The sequence below is a fragment of the Streptomyces sp. SAS_270 genome (assembly GCF_052543295.1).
Window position 1 is genome coordinate 47,935 of sequence record NZ_JBMNDS010000009.1, and the last position, 18,960, is coordinate 66,894.

The 18,960-nt window shown below is 71.5% G+C and carries 21 protein-coding genes; 5 read left to right on the plus strand and 16 right to left on the minus strand.

Features of this window, described 5'->3' with window-relative positions; genetic code table 11:
- Window positions 1–21 precede the first annotated feature (21 nt).
- The 4 genes from ACN6LB_RS08675 to ACN6LB_RS08690 are packed head-to-tail and all read left to right on the plus strand — an operon-like array spanning window position 22 to window position 1,506.
- A complete protein-coding gene (locus tag ACN6LB_RS08675; protein ID WP_445025262.1) occupies window positions 22–339 on the plus strand; it encodes a TusE/DsrC/DsvC family sulfur relay protein in 318 nt (105 codons plus the stop codon).
- 15 nt (window positions 340–354) lie between these two features.
- A complete protein-coding gene (locus ACN6LB_RS08680) occupies window positions 355–828 on the plus strand; it encodes a DsrE/DsrF/DrsH-like family protein (RefSeq protein WP_445025263.1) in 474 nt (157 codons plus the stop codon).
- A gap of 1 nt (window position 829) precedes the next feature.
- Window positions 830–1,321 carry a PIG-L family deacetylase gene (locus ACN6LB_RS08685; RefSeq protein ID WP_445025264.1) on the plus strand — a complete coding sequence of 164 codons (492 nt, stop codon included), beginning with the start codon at window positions 830–832 and terminating at the stop codon, window positions 1,319–1,321.
- Window positions 1,306–1,506, plus strand: coding sequence for a hypothetical protein (locus ACN6LB_RS08690; protein ID WP_445025265.1), 201 nt, complete (start codon window positions 1,306–1,308; stop codon window positions 1,504–1,506). The genes ACN6LB_RS08685 and ACN6LB_RS08690 overlap by 16 nt, the downstream gene beginning before the upstream one ends.
- Window positions 1,507–1,524: 18 nt before the next feature.
- Here ACN6LB_RS08690 and ACN6LB_RS08695 read toward each other — a convergent pair whose 3' ends face one another.
- The 11 genes from ACN6LB_RS08695 to ACN6LB_RS08745 form a co-directional block, all read right to left on the minus strand.
- The gene (locus tag ACN6LB_RS08695; protein WP_445025266.1) at window positions 1,525–1,728 is read right to left on the minus strand and encodes a hypothetical protein; all 204 of its coding nucleotides are present in this window, start codon (window positions 1,726–1,728) and stop codon (window positions 1,525–1,527) included.
- Window positions 1,729–2,122: 394 nt separating this feature from the next.
- Window positions 2,123–2,728 carry a class I SAM-dependent methyltransferase gene (locus ACN6LB_RS08700; protein WP_445025267.1) on the minus strand — a complete coding sequence of 202 codons (606 nt, stop codon included), beginning with the start codon at window positions 2,726–2,728 and terminating at the stop codon, window positions 2,123–2,125.
- A gap of 10 nt (window positions 2,729–2,738) precedes the next feature.
- A complete protein-coding gene (locus ACN6LB_RS08705; RefSeq protein ID WP_445025268.1) occupies window positions 2,739–3,209 on the minus strand; it encodes a three-helix bundle dimerization domain-containing protein in 471 nt (156 codons plus the stop codon).
- 35 nt (window positions 3,210–3,244) lie between these two features.
- On the minus strand, window positions 3,245–3,523 hold the full coding sequence (locus ACN6LB_RS08710; protein WP_445025388.1) for a metal-sensitive transcriptional regulator: 279 nt from the start codon (window positions 3,521–3,523) through the stop codon (window positions 3,245–3,247).
- A 60-nt stretch (window positions 3,524–3,583) separates the two neighbouring features.
- Window positions 3,584–4,555 carry a sulfite exporter TauE/SafE family protein gene (locus tag ACN6LB_RS08715; RefSeq protein WP_445025269.1) on the minus strand — a complete coding sequence of 324 codons (972 nt, stop codon included), beginning with the start codon at window positions 4,553–4,555 and terminating at the stop codon, window positions 3,584–3,586.
- Window positions 4,552–5,133, minus strand: coding sequence for a rhodanese-like domain-containing protein (locus ACN6LB_RS08720; protein ID WP_445025270.1), 582 nt, complete (start codon window positions 5,131–5,133; stop codon window positions 4,552–4,554). The genes ACN6LB_RS08715 and ACN6LB_RS08720 overlap by 4 nt, the downstream gene beginning before the upstream one ends.
- Window positions 5,134–5,223: 90 nt before the next feature.
- The gene (locus ACN6LB_RS08725; protein WP_445025271.1) at window positions 5,224–6,648 is read right to left on the minus strand and encodes an MBL fold metallo-hydrolase; all 1,425 of its coding nucleotides are present in this window, start codon (window positions 6,646–6,648) and stop codon (window positions 5,224–5,226) included.
- Window positions 6,649–6,776: 128 nt separating this feature from the next.
- The gene (locus tag ACN6LB_RS08730) at window positions 6,777–8,006 is read right to left on the minus strand and encodes an FAD-dependent oxidoreductase (protein ID WP_445025272.1); all 1,230 of its coding nucleotides are present in this window, start codon (window positions 8,004–8,006) and stop codon (window positions 6,777–6,779) included.
- Window positions 8,007–8,055: 49 nt separating this feature from the next.
- Window positions 8,056–8,382 (minus strand): rhodanese-like domain-containing protein, encoded by a 327-nt coding sequence (locus tag ACN6LB_RS08735; RefSeq protein ID WP_445025273.1) that lies wholly within the window; start codon window positions 8,380–8,382, stop codon window positions 8,056–8,058.
- Window positions 8,383–8,450: 68 nt separating this feature from the next.
- Window positions 8,451–9,938, minus strand: coding sequence for a sensor histidine kinase (locus ACN6LB_RS08740; RefSeq protein WP_445025274.1), 1,488 nt, complete (start codon window positions 9,936–9,938; stop codon window positions 8,451–8,453).
- Window positions 9,928–10,623 carry a response regulator transcription factor gene (locus ACN6LB_RS08745; RefSeq protein ID WP_445025275.1) on the minus strand — a complete coding sequence of 232 codons (696 nt, stop codon included), beginning with the start codon at window positions 10,621–10,623 and terminating at the stop codon, window positions 9,928–9,930. Before ACN6LB_RS08745 ends, ACN6LB_RS08740 begins: the two co-directional genes overlap by 11 nt.
- A gap of 173 nt (window positions 10,624–10,796) precedes the next feature.
- On the opposite strand from ACN6LB_RS08745, the gene ACN6LB_RS08750 reads away from it, so the two are divergent.
- Window positions 10,797–11,477: a DUF2202 domain-containing protein gene (locus ACN6LB_RS08750; protein ID WP_445025276.1), complete on the plus strand. Its 681-nt coding sequence runs from the start codon at window positions 10,797–10,799 to the stop codon at window positions 11,475–11,477.
- A 71-nt stretch (window positions 11,478–11,548) separates the two neighbouring features.
- Here the strand turns inward: ACN6LB_RS08750 and ACN6LB_RS08755 are convergent, their stop codons facing one another.
- The 5 genes from ACN6LB_RS08755 to ACN6LB_RS08775 form a co-directional block, all read right to left on the minus strand.
- Window positions 11,549–13,444 (minus strand): phospholipase C, encoded by a 1,896-nt coding sequence (locus tag ACN6LB_RS08755; RefSeq protein WP_445025277.1) that lies wholly within the window; start codon window positions 13,442–13,444, stop codon window positions 11,549–11,551.
- 185 nt (window positions 13,445–13,629) lie between these two features.
- Complete coding sequence (efeB, locus tag ACN6LB_RS08760) at window positions 13,630–14,850, minus strand: iron uptake transporter deferrochelatase/peroxidase subunit (protein ID WP_445025278.1); 1,221 nt, start codon at window positions 14,848–14,850, stop codon at window positions 13,630–13,632.
- Entirely contained in the window at window positions 14,847–16,106 is a 1,260-nt protein-coding gene (locus tag ACN6LB_RS08765; RefSeq protein ID WP_445025279.1) for an EfeM/EfeO family lipoprotein, read from the minus strand. Before ACN6LB_RS08765 ends, efeB begins: the two co-directional genes overlap by 4 nt.
- Window positions 16,107–16,284: 178 nt before the next feature.
- Window positions 16,285–17,544 carry an MFS transporter gene (locus ACN6LB_RS08770; protein WP_445025280.1) on the minus strand — a complete coding sequence of 420 codons (1,260 nt, stop codon included), beginning with the start codon at window positions 17,542–17,544 and terminating at the stop codon, window positions 16,285–16,287.
- Entirely contained in the window at window positions 17,541–18,902 is a 1,362-nt protein-coding gene (locus ACN6LB_RS08775) for an MBL fold metallo-hydrolase (RefSeq protein WP_445025281.1), read from the minus strand. The genes ACN6LB_RS08770 and ACN6LB_RS08775 overlap by 4 nt, the downstream gene beginning before the upstream one ends.
- Between the last annotated feature and the right edge of the window lie 58 nt (window positions 18,903–18,960).

Sequence of the window (18,960 nt, forward strand, 5' to 3'; positions counted from 1 at the left end):
ACCCGAGAGAGGAGAACCGTCATGCCCACCGCCACCTACGCCGGCATCGCCGTCCCCGTCGACGACGAGGGCTTCTTCACCGACCCCGCGTGCTGGAGCGAGCCGATGGCCGAGCAGATCGCCAAGGAGGCCGGCGTCGACACGCTGACCGACCGGCACTGGGTCGTCATCCGCTTCATGCGTGAGCAGTACGCGGCCAAGGGCACCGGCCCCACCGTGCGCGTCCTCGGCAAGACATCCGGTGTCGGCGTCAAGGAGCTCTACCAGCTCTTCCCCAAGGGCCCGGCGAAGACGGCCGCGAAGATCGCCGGTATCCCCAAGCCGCGCGGCTGCATCTGAGGAGCGTGAGCCGTCATGACTGGTGCCGCCGCGATCGAGAAGGTCTCGATCATCGTCTCCAAGGGCTCCCTGGAAGGGATCTACCCCGCCCTGATCATGGCCAACGGCGCCCGCGCCGAGGGCATCGAGGCCGACCTGTTCTTCACCTTCTTCGGCCTGGACGCCATCACTAAGAAGCACTGGGAGCACATCAAGCTGGCCACCGTCGGCAACCCCGGCCTGCACCTGCCGACTCTGCTGGGCGGCATGCCAGGGGTCCCGGACCTGGTCACCCGCTACATGGAACGCAAGATGGACAAGCTCGACATCCCGCCGATCCCGGAGTTCATCGAGATGATCGCCGACACCGGCGCGGGCATCTACGCCTGCAAGGCATCCGTCGACCTCTTCGAACTCGACAAGGACGACCTGGTCGAGCAGGTCCAGGGCATCATCACGGTCGGCGAGTTCTACGAGCACGCGGCCGGCGGGCAGATCATCTACACCTGAGATGGCCGGCACGGGCGCCGGGGGCGGGCTGCCGGACGCAATACGGCGCGTGCTGGCGGTGGTCGCCCACCCCGACGACGAATCGTTCGGCCTGGGCGGCCTGCTCGCCCTGCTGTCCGACTCGGGTGTGCCCACGGCCGTGCTCTGCTTCACCCATGGCGAGGCGTCCACCCTGCATGGCAGGCCCGGCGACCTGCGCACCGTGCGGGTAGCCGAACTCGCCTGCGCCGCAAGGGAACTGGGCGTCGAACGCGTGGAGCTGACCGGACACCCGGACGGAGCGCTCGACGACATGCCGTTGCTGCTGCTCGCCGCGGAGGTGACCCGCCTCATCGACGAGCAGCGCCCCACGCACCTGCTGGTGTTCGACACGGGGGCGTCACCGGGCACCGGGACCATCAACGGGCCACCAGCGCCGCGCTGTTCGCCGCCCACGGGACGGGCGTCGCCGTCCTGGGGTGGACCTTGCCGCGGGACGTGGCGGAACGGCTGAACACCGAGTTCGGTACGTCCTTCCTCGGGCGGGACCCCGCCGAATGCCGTGTCGTCGAACCGGTGCCGCGCGAGCGGCAGGGCTGCGCCATCGCTTGTCACGCCAGTCAGTCGTCCGACAACCCCGTGCTCTGGCGCCGCCTGGAACTCCTGGGCGACCGGGAGTACTTGCGCGTACTGGAGTAACCCGAACGCGTGCCCGAGTCAGTACGAGGGTGAGTCCTCAGGCGTCGGCCCGACGGGCTCGGTGCCGTGCTCGGCCAGGCCGGCGTGCAGGAGGAGCAGGCGGGCCAGGTCACGTGCCTCGCCGGCGGTGAGCGCCGTCCACACGCCCGGCTCACCGCCCTGGTCGCGGCCCACGTCCAGGGTGACCCGGCTGATGGGCCGCTCCGCGGGCGTGAGCCGCATGCATCGCACGGCGATCCTGCGCCCGCAGGCGGTCACGACAAAGCTGTCCCCGCTCGCCGGAGGTCGGTCACGTCGTGCCGTCGCCATTGTCCTCACGCTCCTCCGCCGGGTCGGGTGACGGTCCCCGGCGGGTGTTGTCCGCGACAGAGGTGTCGTCGATGACCTGAATACCCGGAGGGGTATAAGGGTCAGCAGTCGGGGAGGCCGCGTTGTTCCCCTCGTGCACATGCCGTCGTTCTCCGCGACACGGGCGACACGGGCGACACGGGCGACTCGGCGGATCGCGTGCACGGAGCGAAAGGGGAAGACCGGGGCCGTCCGGGCCTTTGCGGAAGCTCTCTGACTGGTAACTGGCGACCAGGCCCGGTAGAGCGCCCTGACGCGCCGACCGGTGTCATCTCCGCACGGCGTGGACGAGTGCGTCGAGGGCCGTGTGGCTGTTGCCCTCGGCGTCGGTCACCGGCCGGGAGGCCGTCTCGGCCCGCAGGATGTCGACGTACGGCCGCCACAGGTCGGCGACCTGCTCGGCGGTGTAGAGCACGCGCGGGTCCTGCGGGCCGCCGTATCCGTGCTCGGGGTTGGCCGCGTCGTGGCCGACGAGCAACAGGGTGCCGCCCGAGCGGACGGCAGCGGCGGCCCGGGGCAGCAGCTGGGCCATCTCTGGCCACGGCAGGTGCAGATAAGCGATCAACACCAGGTCATACGTCGCCTCCGCGGGCGTCCAGAGGGTGAGATCGGCGTGGACGGTGTGCAGCCGCACACCGCGGTCGACGGCCAGCCGCCCGGCCTTCTCCAGGGCCACGGCGGAGAAGTCGACGGCGTCCACCTCCCAGCCCTGTTCGGCGAGCCAGACCGCGTTGCGGCCTTCGCCGGCGGCGAGGTCCACCGCCCGTCCGGACGGCTTCAGACCGGCCAGCTCCTCGGCGACGAAGCGGTTGGGCTCCGCCTTCCAGACCAGTTCGCTGCCGCGGTAGCGTTCGTCCCAGCTCGCCGCGTCCATGTCCTGCGCCTCATTTCTCCGCGTGCGCGGGATCGTCGTCCGTGTCGATGTCGTCGTGCAGGTCCATCGTGTCGTCCCCCGCGAGCAGATAGGGGTAAGGGCAGCTGCTGGGGTCCGGGGCGATGCAGGCGTTGCAGGGGCGGGATCGGTCCAGGACGCACTTCGGGGTCGGTTTCACGTCTCGCCGCCTCTCGTCGCCCAGGGCGGCGATGAGTTCGGACAGCTGCCTCGCGGCACGTTTGAAGGCCAGGACGGGAACGTAGTGCCGTACGCGGGCGTCGGCGAAGAACGCGAACGCCTCCGTCGCTGCCGTCGCCAGTGTCTCGGGCGGGAGGTTCGGGAATCGGTGTGCGAGCCGCTCCTGGACATCCTGGCGGGCGCGTTGCTCCGCTGCCGGTGTCAGAAGGTGGGTCGGTCGAGTGTCGGGGCAGTGGTTGCCGGGCTGGACGGACCGGTCGGTGACGACGGCGCGGGAAATCACCTTGCACCCCCTGAGATGGGATTACGGGGTCCGGGTCAGGCGAGCGTCAGGAACAGCTTCTCCAGTTCGGCCTCGCTCAGCGGCGGGACGTGCCCCTGTTGTTGTTCGGTGAGGCACTGGCGAATGCCGCCCGCCACTATCTTGAAGCCGGCCCGGTCCAGGGCGTGGGAAACCGCGGCCAACTGGATGACGACGTCCTTGCGGTCGCGTTCCGCCTCGATCATGGCGATGACCGCGGCCAGTTGTCCCTGGGCCCGTCGCAGCCGGTTGAGCACCTCGGCCCACGACTCCGCTGCCTTGTCGTCGGTGTTCACGACTTCGGTGGTGTTCACCGGACACCTCCTCGGGCTGGGTTCGGGGCGCGTGTGCCGTACCTAGGTGTCCTGCGGCGACGCGCTGACGCCGTTGCCGCGCGCGGTCTCGGCGCGGACGGCGAGCGAGGCCACAGGTTCGGTTGCGTCATCCGGCACCGCCGGGGTGTCGCCCGTCCGCTGCGGCGTTCGGCCGGAGCGCCCCAGCATGCGCCAGCTGAACGTGACCCCTGCCGTCGCGGCCACGGAGGCCCACGTCCAGGGGCTGGTGAGCAGGGTGTGGCGCAGATCGGAGCCGGTCTGCTGGCTGAGGACGAAGATGCCCATGACGGAGACGAACCAGCCGAAGGACTTGCGCAGCGCGTCCTGCGGGATGCGCCCGGCGAGCAGGCCGCCGATGAGGCTGCCGACGACGGCGGTCGCGGTGACGAGTGCGGCGAAGCCCCAGTTGATGTGCACGCTGGCCAGGTATCCGGCCAGGCCGGCGAAGGACTTCATGGAGATGACCAGCAGCGAGGTGCCGACGGCCACGGTCATCGGCAGCCCGCCGAGCAGCGCGAGGGCCGGGACGACCAGGAAGCCGCCGCCCGCGCCGACCAGTCCGGTGACCAGTCCCACGACGATGCCGTCCAGCAGGACGTGGAGGACGGGGAGTTCGTGGTGGACCTTCTTGGGTGCCTGCCGACGACCGCGGATCATGGCGACAGCGGTGGCGATCATCATGAGGGCGAACGCGAGCAGCAGGACGGTGCCCGGGAAGAATTCGGCGAGTCGGCCGCCCGCGTAGGCGCCGGTCATGCCTGCCAGGCCGAACAGCAGCCCGGTGCGCCAGCGGACGCGTCCGGCGCGCGCGTGGGAGACGACGCCGGCGGCGCTGGTGACGCCGACGACGAACAGGGAGGTGGCGATGGCTTCCTTGGTCTCCATGCCGGCCAGGTAGATCAGGATGGGCACGGTCAGGATGGATCCGCCGCCGCCCAGGATGCCGAGGCTGACACCGATGAGCAGGGACGCGGCGATGATGACGGCGATCATGGCGTGCCCCGCAGGGCGGCGACGACCGTGTCGAGGTCGGTGCGCGGGCCGCGGTTGTAGGGCAGCTTCGACAGCAGCACGCCCATCGCGCAGGTGTTGGTGAGCGCGGCGCCGGCCAGCCCCGCACCGACGGCCGTGCCGATCAGGTGCACTCCGGGCACGAACACGCCCGCGACGCCGGTCACCAGGACGAGAGCTCCGGCGACGAGCCGGACCTGGCGCTCCAGGTCCCAGCGGTCGGGCCCGCGGGTGAGCGGGCCGCCGGCGGTCTCCCAGGCCATGACGCCGCCGTCGAGGACGCGCAGGTTGGGCAGTCCGGCTTCTGCGAGGGCCTGTTCGGCCTGGGCGGCACGGATACCGGAGCGGCAGATGAGTATGACGTCCTCGTCGAGGTGGTGGCGCAGTTCGGCGCGGTGTTCGCGCAGGGTGTCGAGGGGGACGTTGTAGGAGCCGGGGATGTGGGCGGTGCGGAACTCGCCGGGCGTGCGCACGTCCAGCAGGCGCGGGCCCTCGCCGGATCGGGTCAGGTCGCGCAGGTCGGCGGGGCCGAGGCGTGGTTTGTCGGCATGGAGGGTCATCGGGGGGTTCCCTGCTGTCGATGAAGCGTTCTTTCTCGATGGGGAGCGGGCGGCGGCCGGTGCTTCGGTCGCCGCCCGGAGCGGGGTGGATCAGACGTCGGCGGGTGGGGGTCCCCCCGCGGTGGGGGAGAAGCCTCGCGTGGGGGAGGGCAGGGCGAGCCAGGCGCCGTAGCCGCCGAGCAGGTCGGAGACGTCGGTACGGCCCTGGTGGCGCAGCAGGCTGGCGGCGATGGAGGAGCGGTGGCCGCCGGCGCAGTGCACGACCAAGGGACGGTCGGCCGGGATCTCCTCGATACGGCGCGCGAGTTCGGCCAGCGGGATGTGCCACGAGCCCTCGATAAGGCCCTCTTCGCGCTCGGCGGTGTTGCGCACGTCCAGCACCAGCGGCGGCTCGTCGCCGTCCAGCAGACGGCGCAGCTCGTCGGCGGTGAGCCGGCTGGCCTGATCCATCTCGTCGGCCAGGGCCGGGAAGGCGCCCTCGGGCTCACGAAGGTAGCCGCCGACCTTGTCGAAGCCGATCCGGGCCAGCCGGGTGACGACCTCCTCCTCGCGGTCCTGCGGTGCGATGACGACGACGTCCTGTTCGGGAGCGACGACCATGCCGGCCTGCTCGGCGAACCGGCCGTCCGCGGGCACGTTGACCGAGCCGCACAGATACCCCGGAGCGAAGTCCTGCGGGGAACGGGCGTCGACCACGACGGCGCCGGCCGCCCGCCGCTGCATGAACTCCTCGACCGACAGCGGCCGGGGCGCGGCGGCTGCATCGAACAGGCCGTGCTGCTTGCGGTTGAGGATGGCGTCGTAGACGAAGTACGCGGGCGCGGACGGCTGGCCCTCGGTCACCAGCGACACGAACTTCTCCTCGCTCATGGGCCGGCAGGCGTAGTTGGTGGCGCGCTGCTCGCCGATGGTGGACTGGCGCTGGGTGGAGAGGTTCTTGCCGCAGGCGGAGCCGGCGCCATGGGCGGGGAAGACCCGGACCGCGTCCGGGAGGTCCATCAGCTTGTGCTGGATGGTGTCGTACAGCATCTTGCCGAGTTCGTCGGCGGTCACGCCGATGGAGGCGAGCAGGTCGGGGCGGCCGACGTCGCCGATGAACAGCGCGTCGCCGGTGAGGACACCGTAGGGGACGGCGTCGCTCGCGTGCTCGTACACCAGGACGCTGATCGACTCCGGGGTGTGGCCCGGCGTTTCGAGGATCCGCAGCTGGACGTCGCCGAGGGTGATGCGTTCGCCGTCGACCAGCTTGTGGATGGGGTATTCGGCCTCGGCGCGCTGCCCGTAGCCGATCCAGGCGCCGGTGCGGTCGGCGAGTTCCAGGTGCCCGGCGAGGAAGTCGGCGTGGAAGTGGGTGTTGATGACGGCCTCGATGGTGAAGCCGTGCTCGGCGGCGTCGGTGAGGTACTCGGAGATGTCGCGGCGCGGATCGATGACGGCGGCCTTGCCGGTGGTCTCGTCGGCGATCATGTAGGACGCCTGGGAGAGGCAGTCCAGGTAGTACTGGGCGAAGAACATGGTCGGGTGACCTCCATGTCGGATGAGGTGGCTTACCCCGGGGGGTATATAGAAGGCGCTGGTCCGCCCATGTCGGAGGGCGGAGGGGTGGTGGTCGGCCCGGGTCGGGGGATGCCCGGGCCGACCGGTCAGAGGCGGCCGGTGAGCATGCCCCGCCAGTAGATCGGCGGCAGTCCGTACCGCTTGAACGCCCACATCGTGCGCCGCTCCTTGAACGGATCCAGCAGCGGGAACGACGGGGTGGGGTTGAGGTCGTAGTCGAACTCGGCGAGCAGCATCCGGTCCCGGGCCGTCACCAGCGGGCAGGACGTGTAGCCGTCGTAACGGTGTGAGGGGGAACGGCCGTCCATGACGTCGAGCAGATTGCCGGCCACGACCGGGGCCTGCTTGCGCACCGCGGCACCGGTCTTGGACGTGGGCAGGTTCGCCACGTCCCCGAGGGAGAACACGTTGTCGTAGGAAGGGTGTTGGAGGGTGTGCTTGTCAGCCGCGACGAAGCCCTGCGGGCTGGCCGGGTCGGCGAGCGGGCTCGCCTTGACCCAGTCGGGCGCGCTCTGCGGCGGGACGGCGTGCAGGAGGTCGTAGCCGATGGTCTCCTGGGTGCCGAGCGCGTGGTCGGTGACCGTGAGCTCGCGTGCGTCGCCGTCGACGGCGGCCAGCTCGGAGCGCAGCCGTACGTCGATGCCGTAGCGGGCGGCGACCTTCTCCAGGACCTGTGACCAGGCGGGCACCTTGAACATCGCCGGGTCGGGGATCACCAGGATGATGCGGATGTCGTTGAGGACCCTCTGCTTGCGCCAGTGGTCGGCGGCCAGGTAGGCGATCTTCTGCGGGGCGCCGCCGCACTTCAGCGGGGTGGCCGGGTGGGTGAAGACGGCCGTGCCCGAGCGCATCCGCCGGATGAGTTCCCAGGTGCGCGGGGCGTACTCGGGCGCGTAGTTGCTGCTCACCCGGTCGTGCCCGACGGCCTCGGCGAGGCCCGGCACGCCGTTCCAGTCCAGCTGGAGGCTCGGTGCCATGACCAGGTGCTCGTAGGTGAGTTCGGCGTCGCCGGACAGGGTCACCGTGCGGGCCTCGGGGTCGACGGCCAGGGCGCGCCGGCGGGCCCATCGCACCCCGTCGGGTATTACCGAGTTCTCGGGGCGGCGGGTGCTGCGCAGGGGTGCTTGGCCGCCGCCGACCAGGGTCCACAGCGGCTGGTACCAGTGGGTGTCGGACGGTTCGATCAGGGTGATGTCGGTGACGCCGGCACGGCGCAGGCGGGCGGCGACGCTGATGCCGGCGCTGCCGCCGCCGATGACGGCGACTCGGTGGCGTCCGGAGATCGGGGCGGCGGAGGGGGAAGGGGTGGCGGCCAAGGCAGGGCTCCTTTCCAGCTGGCCGGTGTGGCGGTGTCGGACGGGGGTGTCAGGCGGCGTGCTCGTGCGAACCGGCCGCGATCGGACGTCCGGCGCGGGCCCAGGCGCCGGTCCCGCCGACGACGGAGTAGGCGTCGATGCCGCGGGAGTTCATCCAGTCGGCGGCGGTCCGGCTGCGGTTGCCGCTGGCGCAGATCACGAACACCGGCCGGTCGGCGCGCAGTTCGCCGCAGCGGGCGGGCACGGTGCGCAGCGCCATCAGGTGGGCGCCGGGCACGTGTCCGGCCGCGTACTCGTCCGCCTCCCGGACGTCGACCACGAGTGCACCGTCGGCCCAGGCCGCCGCGAATGCTTCCTGTGTCACTTCGAGAGCCACTTCCTTGCCTCCTCAATTACCCCCGGGGGTATCTCTCTGGCGAGAGTACGGCGGGTCGGAGCGGGGCGTCAAATACCCCTGGGGGTATTTGCCCGGGAGGTAACTCGCGACGCGCGGCCGGGGCCGGGCACGAGCCGTGATTCCGGTGACGCTGCCCTGGGCAGCCGGAGGGTCATCCGTGTTCCGCCGCCCGGTCCGCAGGCCGCGGTGACCGTGCCGCCGTGGGCGGTGACCAGCTCCTTGACCACGGCGAGGCCGATGCCGCTGCCGCCTCCGGCACGAGCGCGGTCGCCGCGCCACAGACGGTCGAAGACGTGCGGCAGCTCGTCGGCGGGGATGCCCGGTCCGGTGTCGGCCACCTCGACGAGCGCTTCGGTGGGCGTGGCGGACGTGGTGACGGTGACGGTGTCGCCGGGGCGGCAGTGGCGGGCGGTGTTGCTGAGCAGGTTGCCGAGGGCCTGGTGCAACCGGTCGGCGTCGGCGCGGACCGGCAGGGGAGCGGGGCCGGGGACGGCGCGGACGGTCAGCCCGGCGCTGCGCAGCTCGGCCTCCCGTTCGGCCACGGCCGCGTCGGCCAGGGCGGTCAGATCCACCTCGGCCAGGTGCAGTGACAGCCGGGCCGACTCGGCCTCGGCGAGTTCACCGAGGTCGTCGACGATGCGGCCCAGACGCAGGGCCTGGTCGTGCAGGGACGCCAGGCGCCCGGCCGACGGGTCGGCGTAGCCGTCGTGCAGTTCCTCCAGCCCTGCACGCAGGGAGGCCAGGGGTGTGCGCAGTTCGTGGGCGACGTCGGCGGCGAGGCGGTGGCGGGCCTGTTCGGCGTGGCCGACGTCGTCGGCCATGGCGTCGAAGGCGCGGGCGAGGTCGCCCAGTTCACCGGGTGCGTCGATCCGGGCCCGTGCGCCGCGGTCCCCGGCGGCCAGCGCCCGGGCGCCCCCCGCGACCCGGACGACGGGTGCCGTCATGCGCCGGGTGACGAACGAGCTCACGGCCAGCGCCATGGCCAGCGCGCCGGCGGCGGCCGCGGCCACCCAGCCCCAGGCGACGGACAGGCCCGCCGATCCGGAGCCGGCCGAGAAGACCAGGTGCACCGTGCCGACGGTATGGCCGTCGACCACCACGGCCGCGCTCGCGCCGGGGCCCGAGCCCATGCCCTGCTCGCGATGCCCGCGACCCCAGCCGGACATGCCATGCTCGTCCTCCGCCCCCGAGCCGGAGTTGCCGGAGACCACCTCGCCGTCCGCATCGCGCACGGTGAGCACCGCCCCAGCACCGGACGCGAGCGACCGGGCCGCAGACAGGTCGGCCGAGGTCCAGCCGCCCGCGGTGCGGTAGGCGTCGGCGGCGGCAGCGGCCACCTGGGAAGCCGTCCGCCGGCGGTCGGCGTGGTGGGCGCTGCTGAGCCCACGATCGGTTCCGATCAGCGCCGCGGCCGTCAGCAGGGCCACGGATGCTAGCGCCACCACGGCGAATGCGGCGAACAGCCGCCGCCCGAGCGGGCCGAGCCCGCCGGACGGCCGAACGCTGGAGCGCGGCGCACGCGGCTCACGGATCACGGACCCACCCCAGCCGGTAGCCGACACCCAGCACCGTCTCGACAAGCTCAGACCCCGCGCCCCCGAACTTGTGCCGCAGGTTCTTCACATGCGAGTCGATCGTCCGCTCGTACCCGGCGAACTCGTAGCCGCGCACCCGGTTGACCAGCTCATAGCGCGAGAACACCCGGCCCGGTACCGACGCCAGCGCGGTCAGCAGGCCCCACTCGGTCGGCGTCAACTCGAGAGAACAGCCGTCCAGCACCGCCTCGTGCCGGGCCTCGTCGATCCGCAACCGTCCCTCGCCGTACGACACAACCGGCGCCGCCCCCGTCGCCGTACCCCGGGCCCGCTGCAGCACCGCACCCACCCGCAGCACCACCTCGGTCGGGCTGAACGGCTTGGTCACATAGTCGTCGGCACCCAGCCGCAGCCCATGAATGCGGTCCTCGACGGTCGTACGCGCGGTCAGCACCACCACCGGCACTCGCCCACGCTCACGGGCCTCACGCAGCACCTCGTCCCCGTCCACGTCCGGCAGCCCGAGATCCAGCAGCGTCAGATCGATCCCCGGCTCACCGAGAAGCCGCACCGCCTCTGCACCCGAGCCGGTCGTCAGCACCCCGTATCCCGCGCGCTCCAGGTAGCGGCGCAGCAGCTCGCGGATCTCCTTCTCGTCCTCGACGACGAGCACCGTGTCGGCCATGTCCCACGTCTACGCGCCGCGCGCCCGCCCCCGGGAGGGGCCAAACAGCCCAACCCGCCCGGCGGTTGTCTCCATCCCGTCTCCACACACACCGCACGGCGACTGCAGGGCCCGGCGCGACGGTGACGGTGCGGGAACGCAAGAACGCTCCCGCGGACCCGAGGAGGTTCGCCATGAAGCGCAACATCAAGATCGCGACAGCGGTCACCGCGGGCGCCCTTGCCATCGGCGGAGTGCTGGCAGTCGGCCCGGTGACCGCGGGCACGGGCGGCGGCACGCCGGCGGCCGCGCAGACCACGTCCCGGAGCATGCTGATGAATGCTCAGTACCAGGGACGCCTCCACGGCGGAGACACGGACGGCATCCGCCGGCACGACGGAACCTGCAACGGAGCCGCCCTGACTGAGCAGGGCACCCTGACGACCGTCCAGAAGGCCACGCTGGCGGGCATGACCGAGGAGGAGAAGCTCGCGCACGACCTCTACACGGCGTTCGCCGAACGCTACGACGTGCGGGTCTTCGAGCGGATCGCGGCGGCGGAGACCCAGCACCTGAGCGCCGTGCGCACCCTGCTGGACCGCTACGACGTCACCGATCCGACCGCCGGCAAGCCGGCCGGGGAGTTCACCGACCCGGGCGTCCAGGCCGCCTACGACCGGCTCCTGAAGCAAGGAGAGGACAGCCTGCCCGGAGCCCTGAAGGCGGGCCGCACGGTCGAGACCGACGACATCGCCGCGCTGAACAAGGCGCTGTCCGGACTCACCGCCCCGGACACCCGCCAGGTGTACACCAACCTGCTCGCCGCCTCCGAGCGGCACCTGACGGCATTCGAGCACTGGAGCGCCGACGAGTAGGAGGAAACAGGGAGACGGTCCCGGCCTGTACCTGGCCGGGACCGTCGGGTTTCGTCGGAGGGGGCCGGCGCCTACAGGGCCGCCGTCGGGGCCCCCGCACGCGCCCTGCGGCGGCGCAGCGCGAACACGGTGGTCATCGTGCCGGCTGTCAGCAGACCGGCGCCGACGGCGATCGGCAGGGCAGGGGAGGCGGAGCTCGCGGCGGCGACGTTCTGCGCCTTGAGGTCCTGCACGTACGCCGCGTACGGGGCGTCCGTGGAGGCGGACGACGCCGTCTGCGCGTAGTGGTGCGGGATCGGTTTCACCGACTTGACCGAGCCGTCCGCGTTGAGCAGCACCTGCTTGTTGTTGGGGTGCCGGAAGTCGAACAGGCCGCTCAGGCTGCCCGCCCGCCGGTCGAAGGAGGCGTCGCCGATGCGGCCGGTGTGCCAGTTGTTCTCGATGAACTTCGTGATCGACGCCTGCTCGGTCGCGGTGTGGTCGACCGAGTTCACCTTGCTGTAGGGGGAGATGACCAGCAGCGGCTGACGGGTGCCGGGACCGCAGCGGTCCGCGTAGCCGCCCGCGGCGGCCGGACCGGCCTGGCAGTCGGGGCCGTCCAGGGCCTTGCCGTTGGAGCCGACCGTGGAGTCCTTCGAGCCGTTGAGCACCTTCGAGGTGACGTGGTCGTACCAGCCGTCGGAGTCGTCGTAGGCGACAACGACCGCGGTCGACTTCCACTGCGGAGACTTCTGCAGCGCGTTGATCTCCTTGACCAGGAAGTGCTGTTCGTCGGTCGGGTCGGAGTAGGCGGCGTGCCCGTCCTGGTACTCGGCGGCCTTCACGAAGCTGACGGCGGGGAGGCGGCCGGCCTTGAGGGTGGCGTCGAAGTCAGTGAGGTCGTAGTTGTGGTTGGCGCGTCCGGTGTGCCCGATCTCGGCGATGTTCTTCGGCGCCAGGTGGTGCGGGTTCGAGGTGGACTTGTAGTACTGGAACGGGGAGTGGTGCGGGCTGTAGTCGACCACCGCGGCGCCGCCGACGTTGGTGTGCGTGGCGCCGCCGCACTTGGCGTAGTCGCCGCTCTTGCCGTCCCAGGGGGTGCTGGGCCTGAAGCCGCCCTGGAACCAGCCCCAGCTCACGTGCTTGGCGTTGAGCAGGTCACCGATGTTCTCGCCCTGCATCGCTGCGAGGGCGTTGGTGCTGGTGTGGTCCTTGCCGGAGCAGTCGTCATAGGCCGGGTCGGGGTCGTTGATCACCGTGCCGACGCCCTTGGCGTCCGGCGAGAGGACGGTGTACGAGTCCGGGGTCGACGTCTGCTTCGGGTTCTCCGTGCCGGAGGCCGGGTCCACCGAGATGACGCCGTGCGTCTGGCCGGAGACCAGGTTGAGGGCACCGGGCGTGGAGGGGCCGTAGACCGAGCTGAAGGACCGGTCGCTCATGGCGTACTGCTGGGCGTAGTTCCACAGGCCGGTGACGGTGTTGCCGTCGTAGTAGTCCATCACCAGACCGGGCTCGCCGAACAGCCCGGTGCACTTGCTGACCTCGGTGTTCTCGACGTACTTGTCGGCCTTGCCGCCATCGGCCGCGTACTGCTCGGGGCCGTAGGAATGGTTCTGGTCGCACGTCATCGCCTGCGCCGGAGTGAGCCGCTTGGGAGCGTACAGGTTCGGGTTCTTCGTCAGCAGCCCGGCGTTGAGCAGGTTGTCGGCCTTCGGCGTGTGGGCCTTGGCCTTGAACTTGGTGCCGTCGGTGTTGGCGGCCTTGGGGTAGGTGGCGAAGTAGTGGTCGAACGAGACGTTCTCCTGGTAGATCACCACCACGTGCTTGATCGGCGTGGCCGTGTGCGTTCCGTGGCCGTGACCGCCGTGCGCCGAGGCCGCCGCCGCGGGGACCGCTCCGCCCGCCACGGCCAGGGCGGCCGCGCCGAGCAGGGCGCCTACGCGCGTCAACCGGCGTCGGGCGCCGGGGGTTCTTCCTGTGCCGATCATGCTGTCTCGCCTTCCGGGAGCACCGAGTTCCGCTGCCACGCCCATTCGTGGCCATGGCATCGATGGCTGATCCTGGGCAATGGTGGCGGCCGGGCGGGGGAGCGGCAATGAAGGGCGAGCGAACGAATGGTCAGGAGATTCTCATGGTGTCTTGACCGTCTTTTGATCCGGGTGTGCAGGTCCGATCACGTCAGCAGGGCGCGTCCCAACCAGTCGGAGGTGTCCCGCACCCCGGGCAGCGCGAAGAAGTAGCCGCCGCCGAACGGGGAGACGTAGTCGACCAGCGGCTCACCGGCCAGCCGCTTCTGCACGGCCTCGAACTGCCGGGCCAGATCCTGCTGGTAGCAGCAGAACAGCAGGCCCATGTCGAGGTTGCCGTTGCTGTCCGTGCCCCGGTCGTAGTTGTAGCCGCGGCGCAGGATGCGCTGGTCGGCGCTGGCGGTGGTGCGCGGGTTGGCCAGCCGGATGTGGCTGTCCAGCGGGATGATGTCGCCCTTGGGATCCTGGGCGTACTGGGGGGTGTCCTTCTCGTGCCGTCCGTCCAGGGGCGCGCCGGTGTCGCGGGCCCGGCCGAACATCCGCTCCTGCTCGGTGATCGAGACCCGGTCCCAGAACTCCACCAGCATCCGGATCAGCCGTACGACCTGGTAACTGCCGCCGGTCGCCCAGGCCGGTTCGCCGTCACCCGCGCCCACCCACACCAGACGGTCCGTCTCACGCGCGCTGGTGACGTCCGGGTTGGCGATCCCGTCCTTGAAGCCGAAGTGGTTGCGCGGGGTTCCGGACGGGCGGGGCGGGCTGATGAAGCCGTCCATCCGCCAGCGCACCTGCATGCCGCCGCGGGTGTGCCGGGCGATGTCCCGCAGGGCGTGCAGCACCGTGTCCGGGCTGCCCGCGCACAGCTGCACGCTGAGATCGCCGTGACACCAGGCGGGGTCCAGATCGTCGTCGGGGAACGACGGCATTGCGGTCAACAGGCGGGGCTTGCGGGCTGTGAGGCCGTAACGGTCGTCGAAGAGCGAGGCGCCCACGCCGACCGTGATCGTCAGCGCGTCCGCCGGGACGGTGGGGCCGAGCGTGCCCGAGTCGGCGGGCGGCCCGGTGATGCCCAGCTCGTCCGGGCTACCGCCGGTGGTGAGGAACCGGGCGCGGTCGGTGAGCGTGCGCAGCAACTCCCGCAGTTCGGCGCGGTTGTCGGCGGTGGTGTCGAAGGACACGAACGCTGCGGCGCGTGGGGCTGGGGTGAGGACGCCCGCCTGGTGGCCTCCGTGGAAGGGCACGCGTGCGGACGCGCCGGTCGGCGCGGCGGAGGCGGTGCTGTGGTCGGCGGCCACGAGCCCGGTGCCGGCCACGGCTGCCGCGCTCGCGAGGAATCCCCGGCGGCCGACTTCGTTCACGCGCTTCACGCGGTCCTCCGCACATCCGTGAGAGCGGCCACGTCGGCGAGCCGCTCGACCAGCTCTCCAAGATCGGCGTTGACCTTTTCCCGCTGGGGGAGGGTCAGGTGGTCGAGGGGCGTCCAGCGGCCGTCGTGGTTGTAGCCGTCGAGGGTGTGCCGGGTGCGGTCCAGCCACGAGTCGAGCCCGGCCAGGCCCGTGTCGCGGGTCTTCAGCAGCGGCCGGAGATACCCGACCAGGACGGTGGTGCCGTCGAGGTTGGCGCGGGCGGTGGCCAGGCTGGTGCCGCTGCCGTAGTTGGTACGGCCGGTCAGCTCGAACTGCACGGTGTTCTCCAGGATCTCGTGCGCGCGCAGGCCGACGTCCGCCGGATCCATCCGCTGGGTGGGCCAGCTGTTGCGCAGTGCTCGTACGGCCTTGGCGAGTTGATCGGCCGGGCCCCGCAGGTTGCTGGCCGACTCGCCGTGCCACAGTCCGTACTCGACCCGGTGGAACCCGGCGAAGTCCTTGTCGTGCACCCCGCCGGACAGGCCCGCGGTGGTCCCGTTGATCGCCCCGTCGGCGTCGCCGAAGGTGCCGTAGGCGGCGCCCATCCGCTCGTACACCAGGTGCGCGGGCAGCCACGCCGCACGCGCGGCCGTGAGATCGCCGCGGTCGACCGCGGCGCGCAGCACGTCGGTCCTCTTTTCCAGCTCGACGGTGCGGGCCTGGATCCATTTCTGGTAGGCGAGCGTGGGCGGGATGAGGTCCTGCTGGCTGACCGGCACGGCGGCCGGACCGCCCTTCACCTTCGCGCCGGTGATGCGGACCGTGGGGCCGGTGACGGCGTCCGCGTCGTCGGGCAGGCACTTGAAGGCGTACGTGCCGTTGCCGAGCGTCACCCGAAGCGGGCGGACGGTGCCCGGGGCCAGCCCTTCGACCTCGCCGTAGACCGCTCCGGTCCTCGCGTCGGTCAGATACACCTCCGCCGCCGTGCTGGAGGTGTTTCGGAGGTCGAAGACCTGGCGGCCGGGCTCGGGGTGGTTCCAGCCGCGCCCGCAGTCGGCGGGGGTGACCTCGACGGTGGTGTGCCGCAGGCCGTCGGCCGACGCTGCCGGGTGACCGCTGCGCCGGGAACCCCCAGCCGTCAGCAGGCCCGCTCCCACCGCGACTGCGGCCACCAGGGCAGCGCCCGCGAGCAACACGGGACGCCGCCGGGCGAACGGGGCGGGTTCGGGCGGGGCTGGTATGGAACCGGGATCGGCGTCGTGTGCGGCTTCGGGCACGCCGGGCCTCCAGACAGTCGTACGAACGAGGCGGCGCTGATGATGCTAAGCGGGCCGGAAGACCGCAGCCGCGCTCCGGACCGCACTCTGACCGAAAGCAGGAACAGAATTCGCCCACGGTTCAACCGCGCGTCCCGCAATCACCGGACCAGGCCGAGTGGTCGACCGTCGCCCGACATCAGGGGTGCGGGTGGGTTTCGTACATGCGGGTCGCCACGACCAGGCCGGATACGGCGGTGAGGGCGGCGACGGTCCAGACCGCGGTGGTCAGACCGTAGGCGTCGGCCAAGAGGCCGGCGAGGAGGGCGCCGACCGCAAAGCCGCCGTCGCGCCACAGGCGGTAGACGCCGACCGCGCGGGCTCGCCAGGCAGGGTGGGCGACGTCGCCGATCACCGCGAGGAGGGTCGGGTAGACCAGGGCGGTGCCGACGCCGAGGAGGATCTGGGCCGTTGCCCAGACCGGGAAGGTCGTACCCAAGGCGACCAGGGCGATGGCGGCGGCCTGGAGCAGCATGCCGGCGGTGATGAGGTGTTTGCGGCCGACGCGGTCGGACCACCAGCCGGTGAGCAGCTGGCCGAAGCCCCAGACCGCCGGGTAGAGGGCGCCGAGGATTCCGATGCGGGCGACGGACAGGCCGTGCGCGGCGAAGAGGAGCGGAAAGATGCCCCAGGCGAGGGCGTCGTTGAGGTTGTTGACCAGGCCGGCCTGGCTGGCGGCGGACAGGGCCTTGTCGCGGACGCTGGTGATCCAGGCGATTTGGCCGGTGCTCAGGTCCTCGTGGTGGTCCGGGCTGGATGGGGCCGGGTGGCCGGCCGCTTCCAGGCGGGCGTGTTCGCGGGTCTCGCGTACGGCGAGAGCCGAGGCGCCGAGCCCGAGGGCAGCGTAGGCGATGCCCAGGAAGAACGGCTCGGGGCGCAGTCCGGCATGGGCGGCGATGGCGCCGGTGGCCATCGCGGTGGCGGCCAGGGCGACGTAACCGGCGGCCTCGTTGAAGCCCATGGCCAGACCGCGCCGGGACGGCCCGACCAGGTCGATCTTCATGATGACGGTGGTGGACCAGGTCAGGCCCTGGTTGATGCCGAGCAGGACGTTGGCAGCGATCACCCAGCCCCAGGCGGGTGCCCAGATCAGCAGCAGCGGCACGGGCAGGGCGATCAGCCAGCCGGCGACCAGGACCGGCTTGCGGCCGTAGCGGTCGGAGAGCGTGCCGGCGAAGAAGTTGGTGATCGCCTTTGTGGCGCCGAAGGCCACGACGTAGGTGAGCGAGGCGGTGTAGGCGGAGAGGTGGAAGACGTCGTCGGCGAGCAGGGGCAGTACGACGCGCTCCTGGCCGAGCATGCCGCCGACCAGGGCGTTGACGGCCACGAGCAGGGTGAACTGGGCGAGGTTGGCGCGCAGTCCGAGCCGGATGCCGTGCTCCGGCACGGTCGTGGTCACGCGCCCTCCTCCAGCGTGCGGCCGGTGGCCTTGGCCCAGTCGCCCGGTCCGCCGGCCAGGACGGCGAGATCCTTGTGCCCGGCGCGCTGGAGGAGGCTGGCGGCGGTCATGGCACGCTCGCCGTGACCGCAGTGCACGACCGCGCCGGCGGGTACGTCGTCGGCGCGAGCGGCGACGTCGCCGAGCTCGATGCCTACGGCTCCGGGGAGGTGCCCGGCGGCGCGTTCGGCGTCCTGGCGGATGTCCAGGACGGGTCGGCCTTCTGCGATGTCGTCCGCGCCGATCAGTTCGACACGCTGCTGCTCGCCGCCGTCGGCGGCCCAGGCCGTCATGGGCAGGTGGCCTGCGAGGCGTTCGTAGCCGATCTTCAGGGCCTGCCAGGTGAGTTCGGTCAGGTCCTGGCCGGGGGCGGTGACGAAGACGAGCGGGGTGTCGTCGGGCAGCAGCCAGCCGAGCCAGGTGGCGAACTGGTCGCGCAGTGGGTTGGAGAGTGCGCCGGGGATGTGTCCGGCGGCGAAGTCGGCGATGGGGCGGACGTCGACCAACTGGGCTCCCTGGCCGATCAGTCGGCGGGCTTCGGTGACGGTCAGGGCCGGGAGACCGGGTTCGGTCCTCAGGACGGCGGGGCCGCGCCGATTGGCCTCGCCGAGGCGGTCGAAGTACGCGGGGTAGGAGCCGAGGCTGTCCAGCAGGCGTCGTACGAAGGTGTCCTCGTCCGGCGCGCCGAGCAGCGGGTTGGACCGCTTCTGGGCGCCGATGGTGGTGGTGCGTTCGGTGCCGGGCGGGGCGGAACAGAAGGAGCCGGCGCCGTGCGTGGGCCAGACGAACGTCGCGTCGGGCAGCGCGGCCAGACGGTGCAGGGAGCGGTACTGGGCGCGGGCCAGTTCCTCGGCCCGGTCGGCGCCGAGCAGGTCGGTGCGGGCGGCCGAGCCGACGATCAGGGAGCCGCCGGTGAACACCCCCAACTCCCGCCTCCCGTCCAGGAGCAAGAAGGACACGTGCTCGTCCGTGTGGCCCGGAGTGGCCAGGGACCGCAGGGTCAGACCGCCCAGATCGACCAAGTCGCCGTCGGACAGACCGCGGTGCGTGAAGGCGCGGCGTCCGACGGCGGAGGCCAGCACGGTCGCCCCGTCGTCGGCGGAGAGCTGGAGCGCGCCGGAGAGGAAGTCTGCGTGCAGATGCGTGTCCGCCGCGTATGCCACCGTCAGACCGCGCCGTTCGGTGGCTTCCCGGAGGGCGCGCAGGTCGCGGCTCGCATCCACGGCGAGGGCGCGGCCGTCACCGAGGTCGACGAGGTAGGCGCTGTTGCCCAGGCCCTCATCGACGAGCGGTATGAGGTGGTCTTCGGCGAAGCCCATCAGGTCCTCCAAGATCCGGATGCGAGAGGGCGTGTGGCCGTCCCCCTCACCATCATCT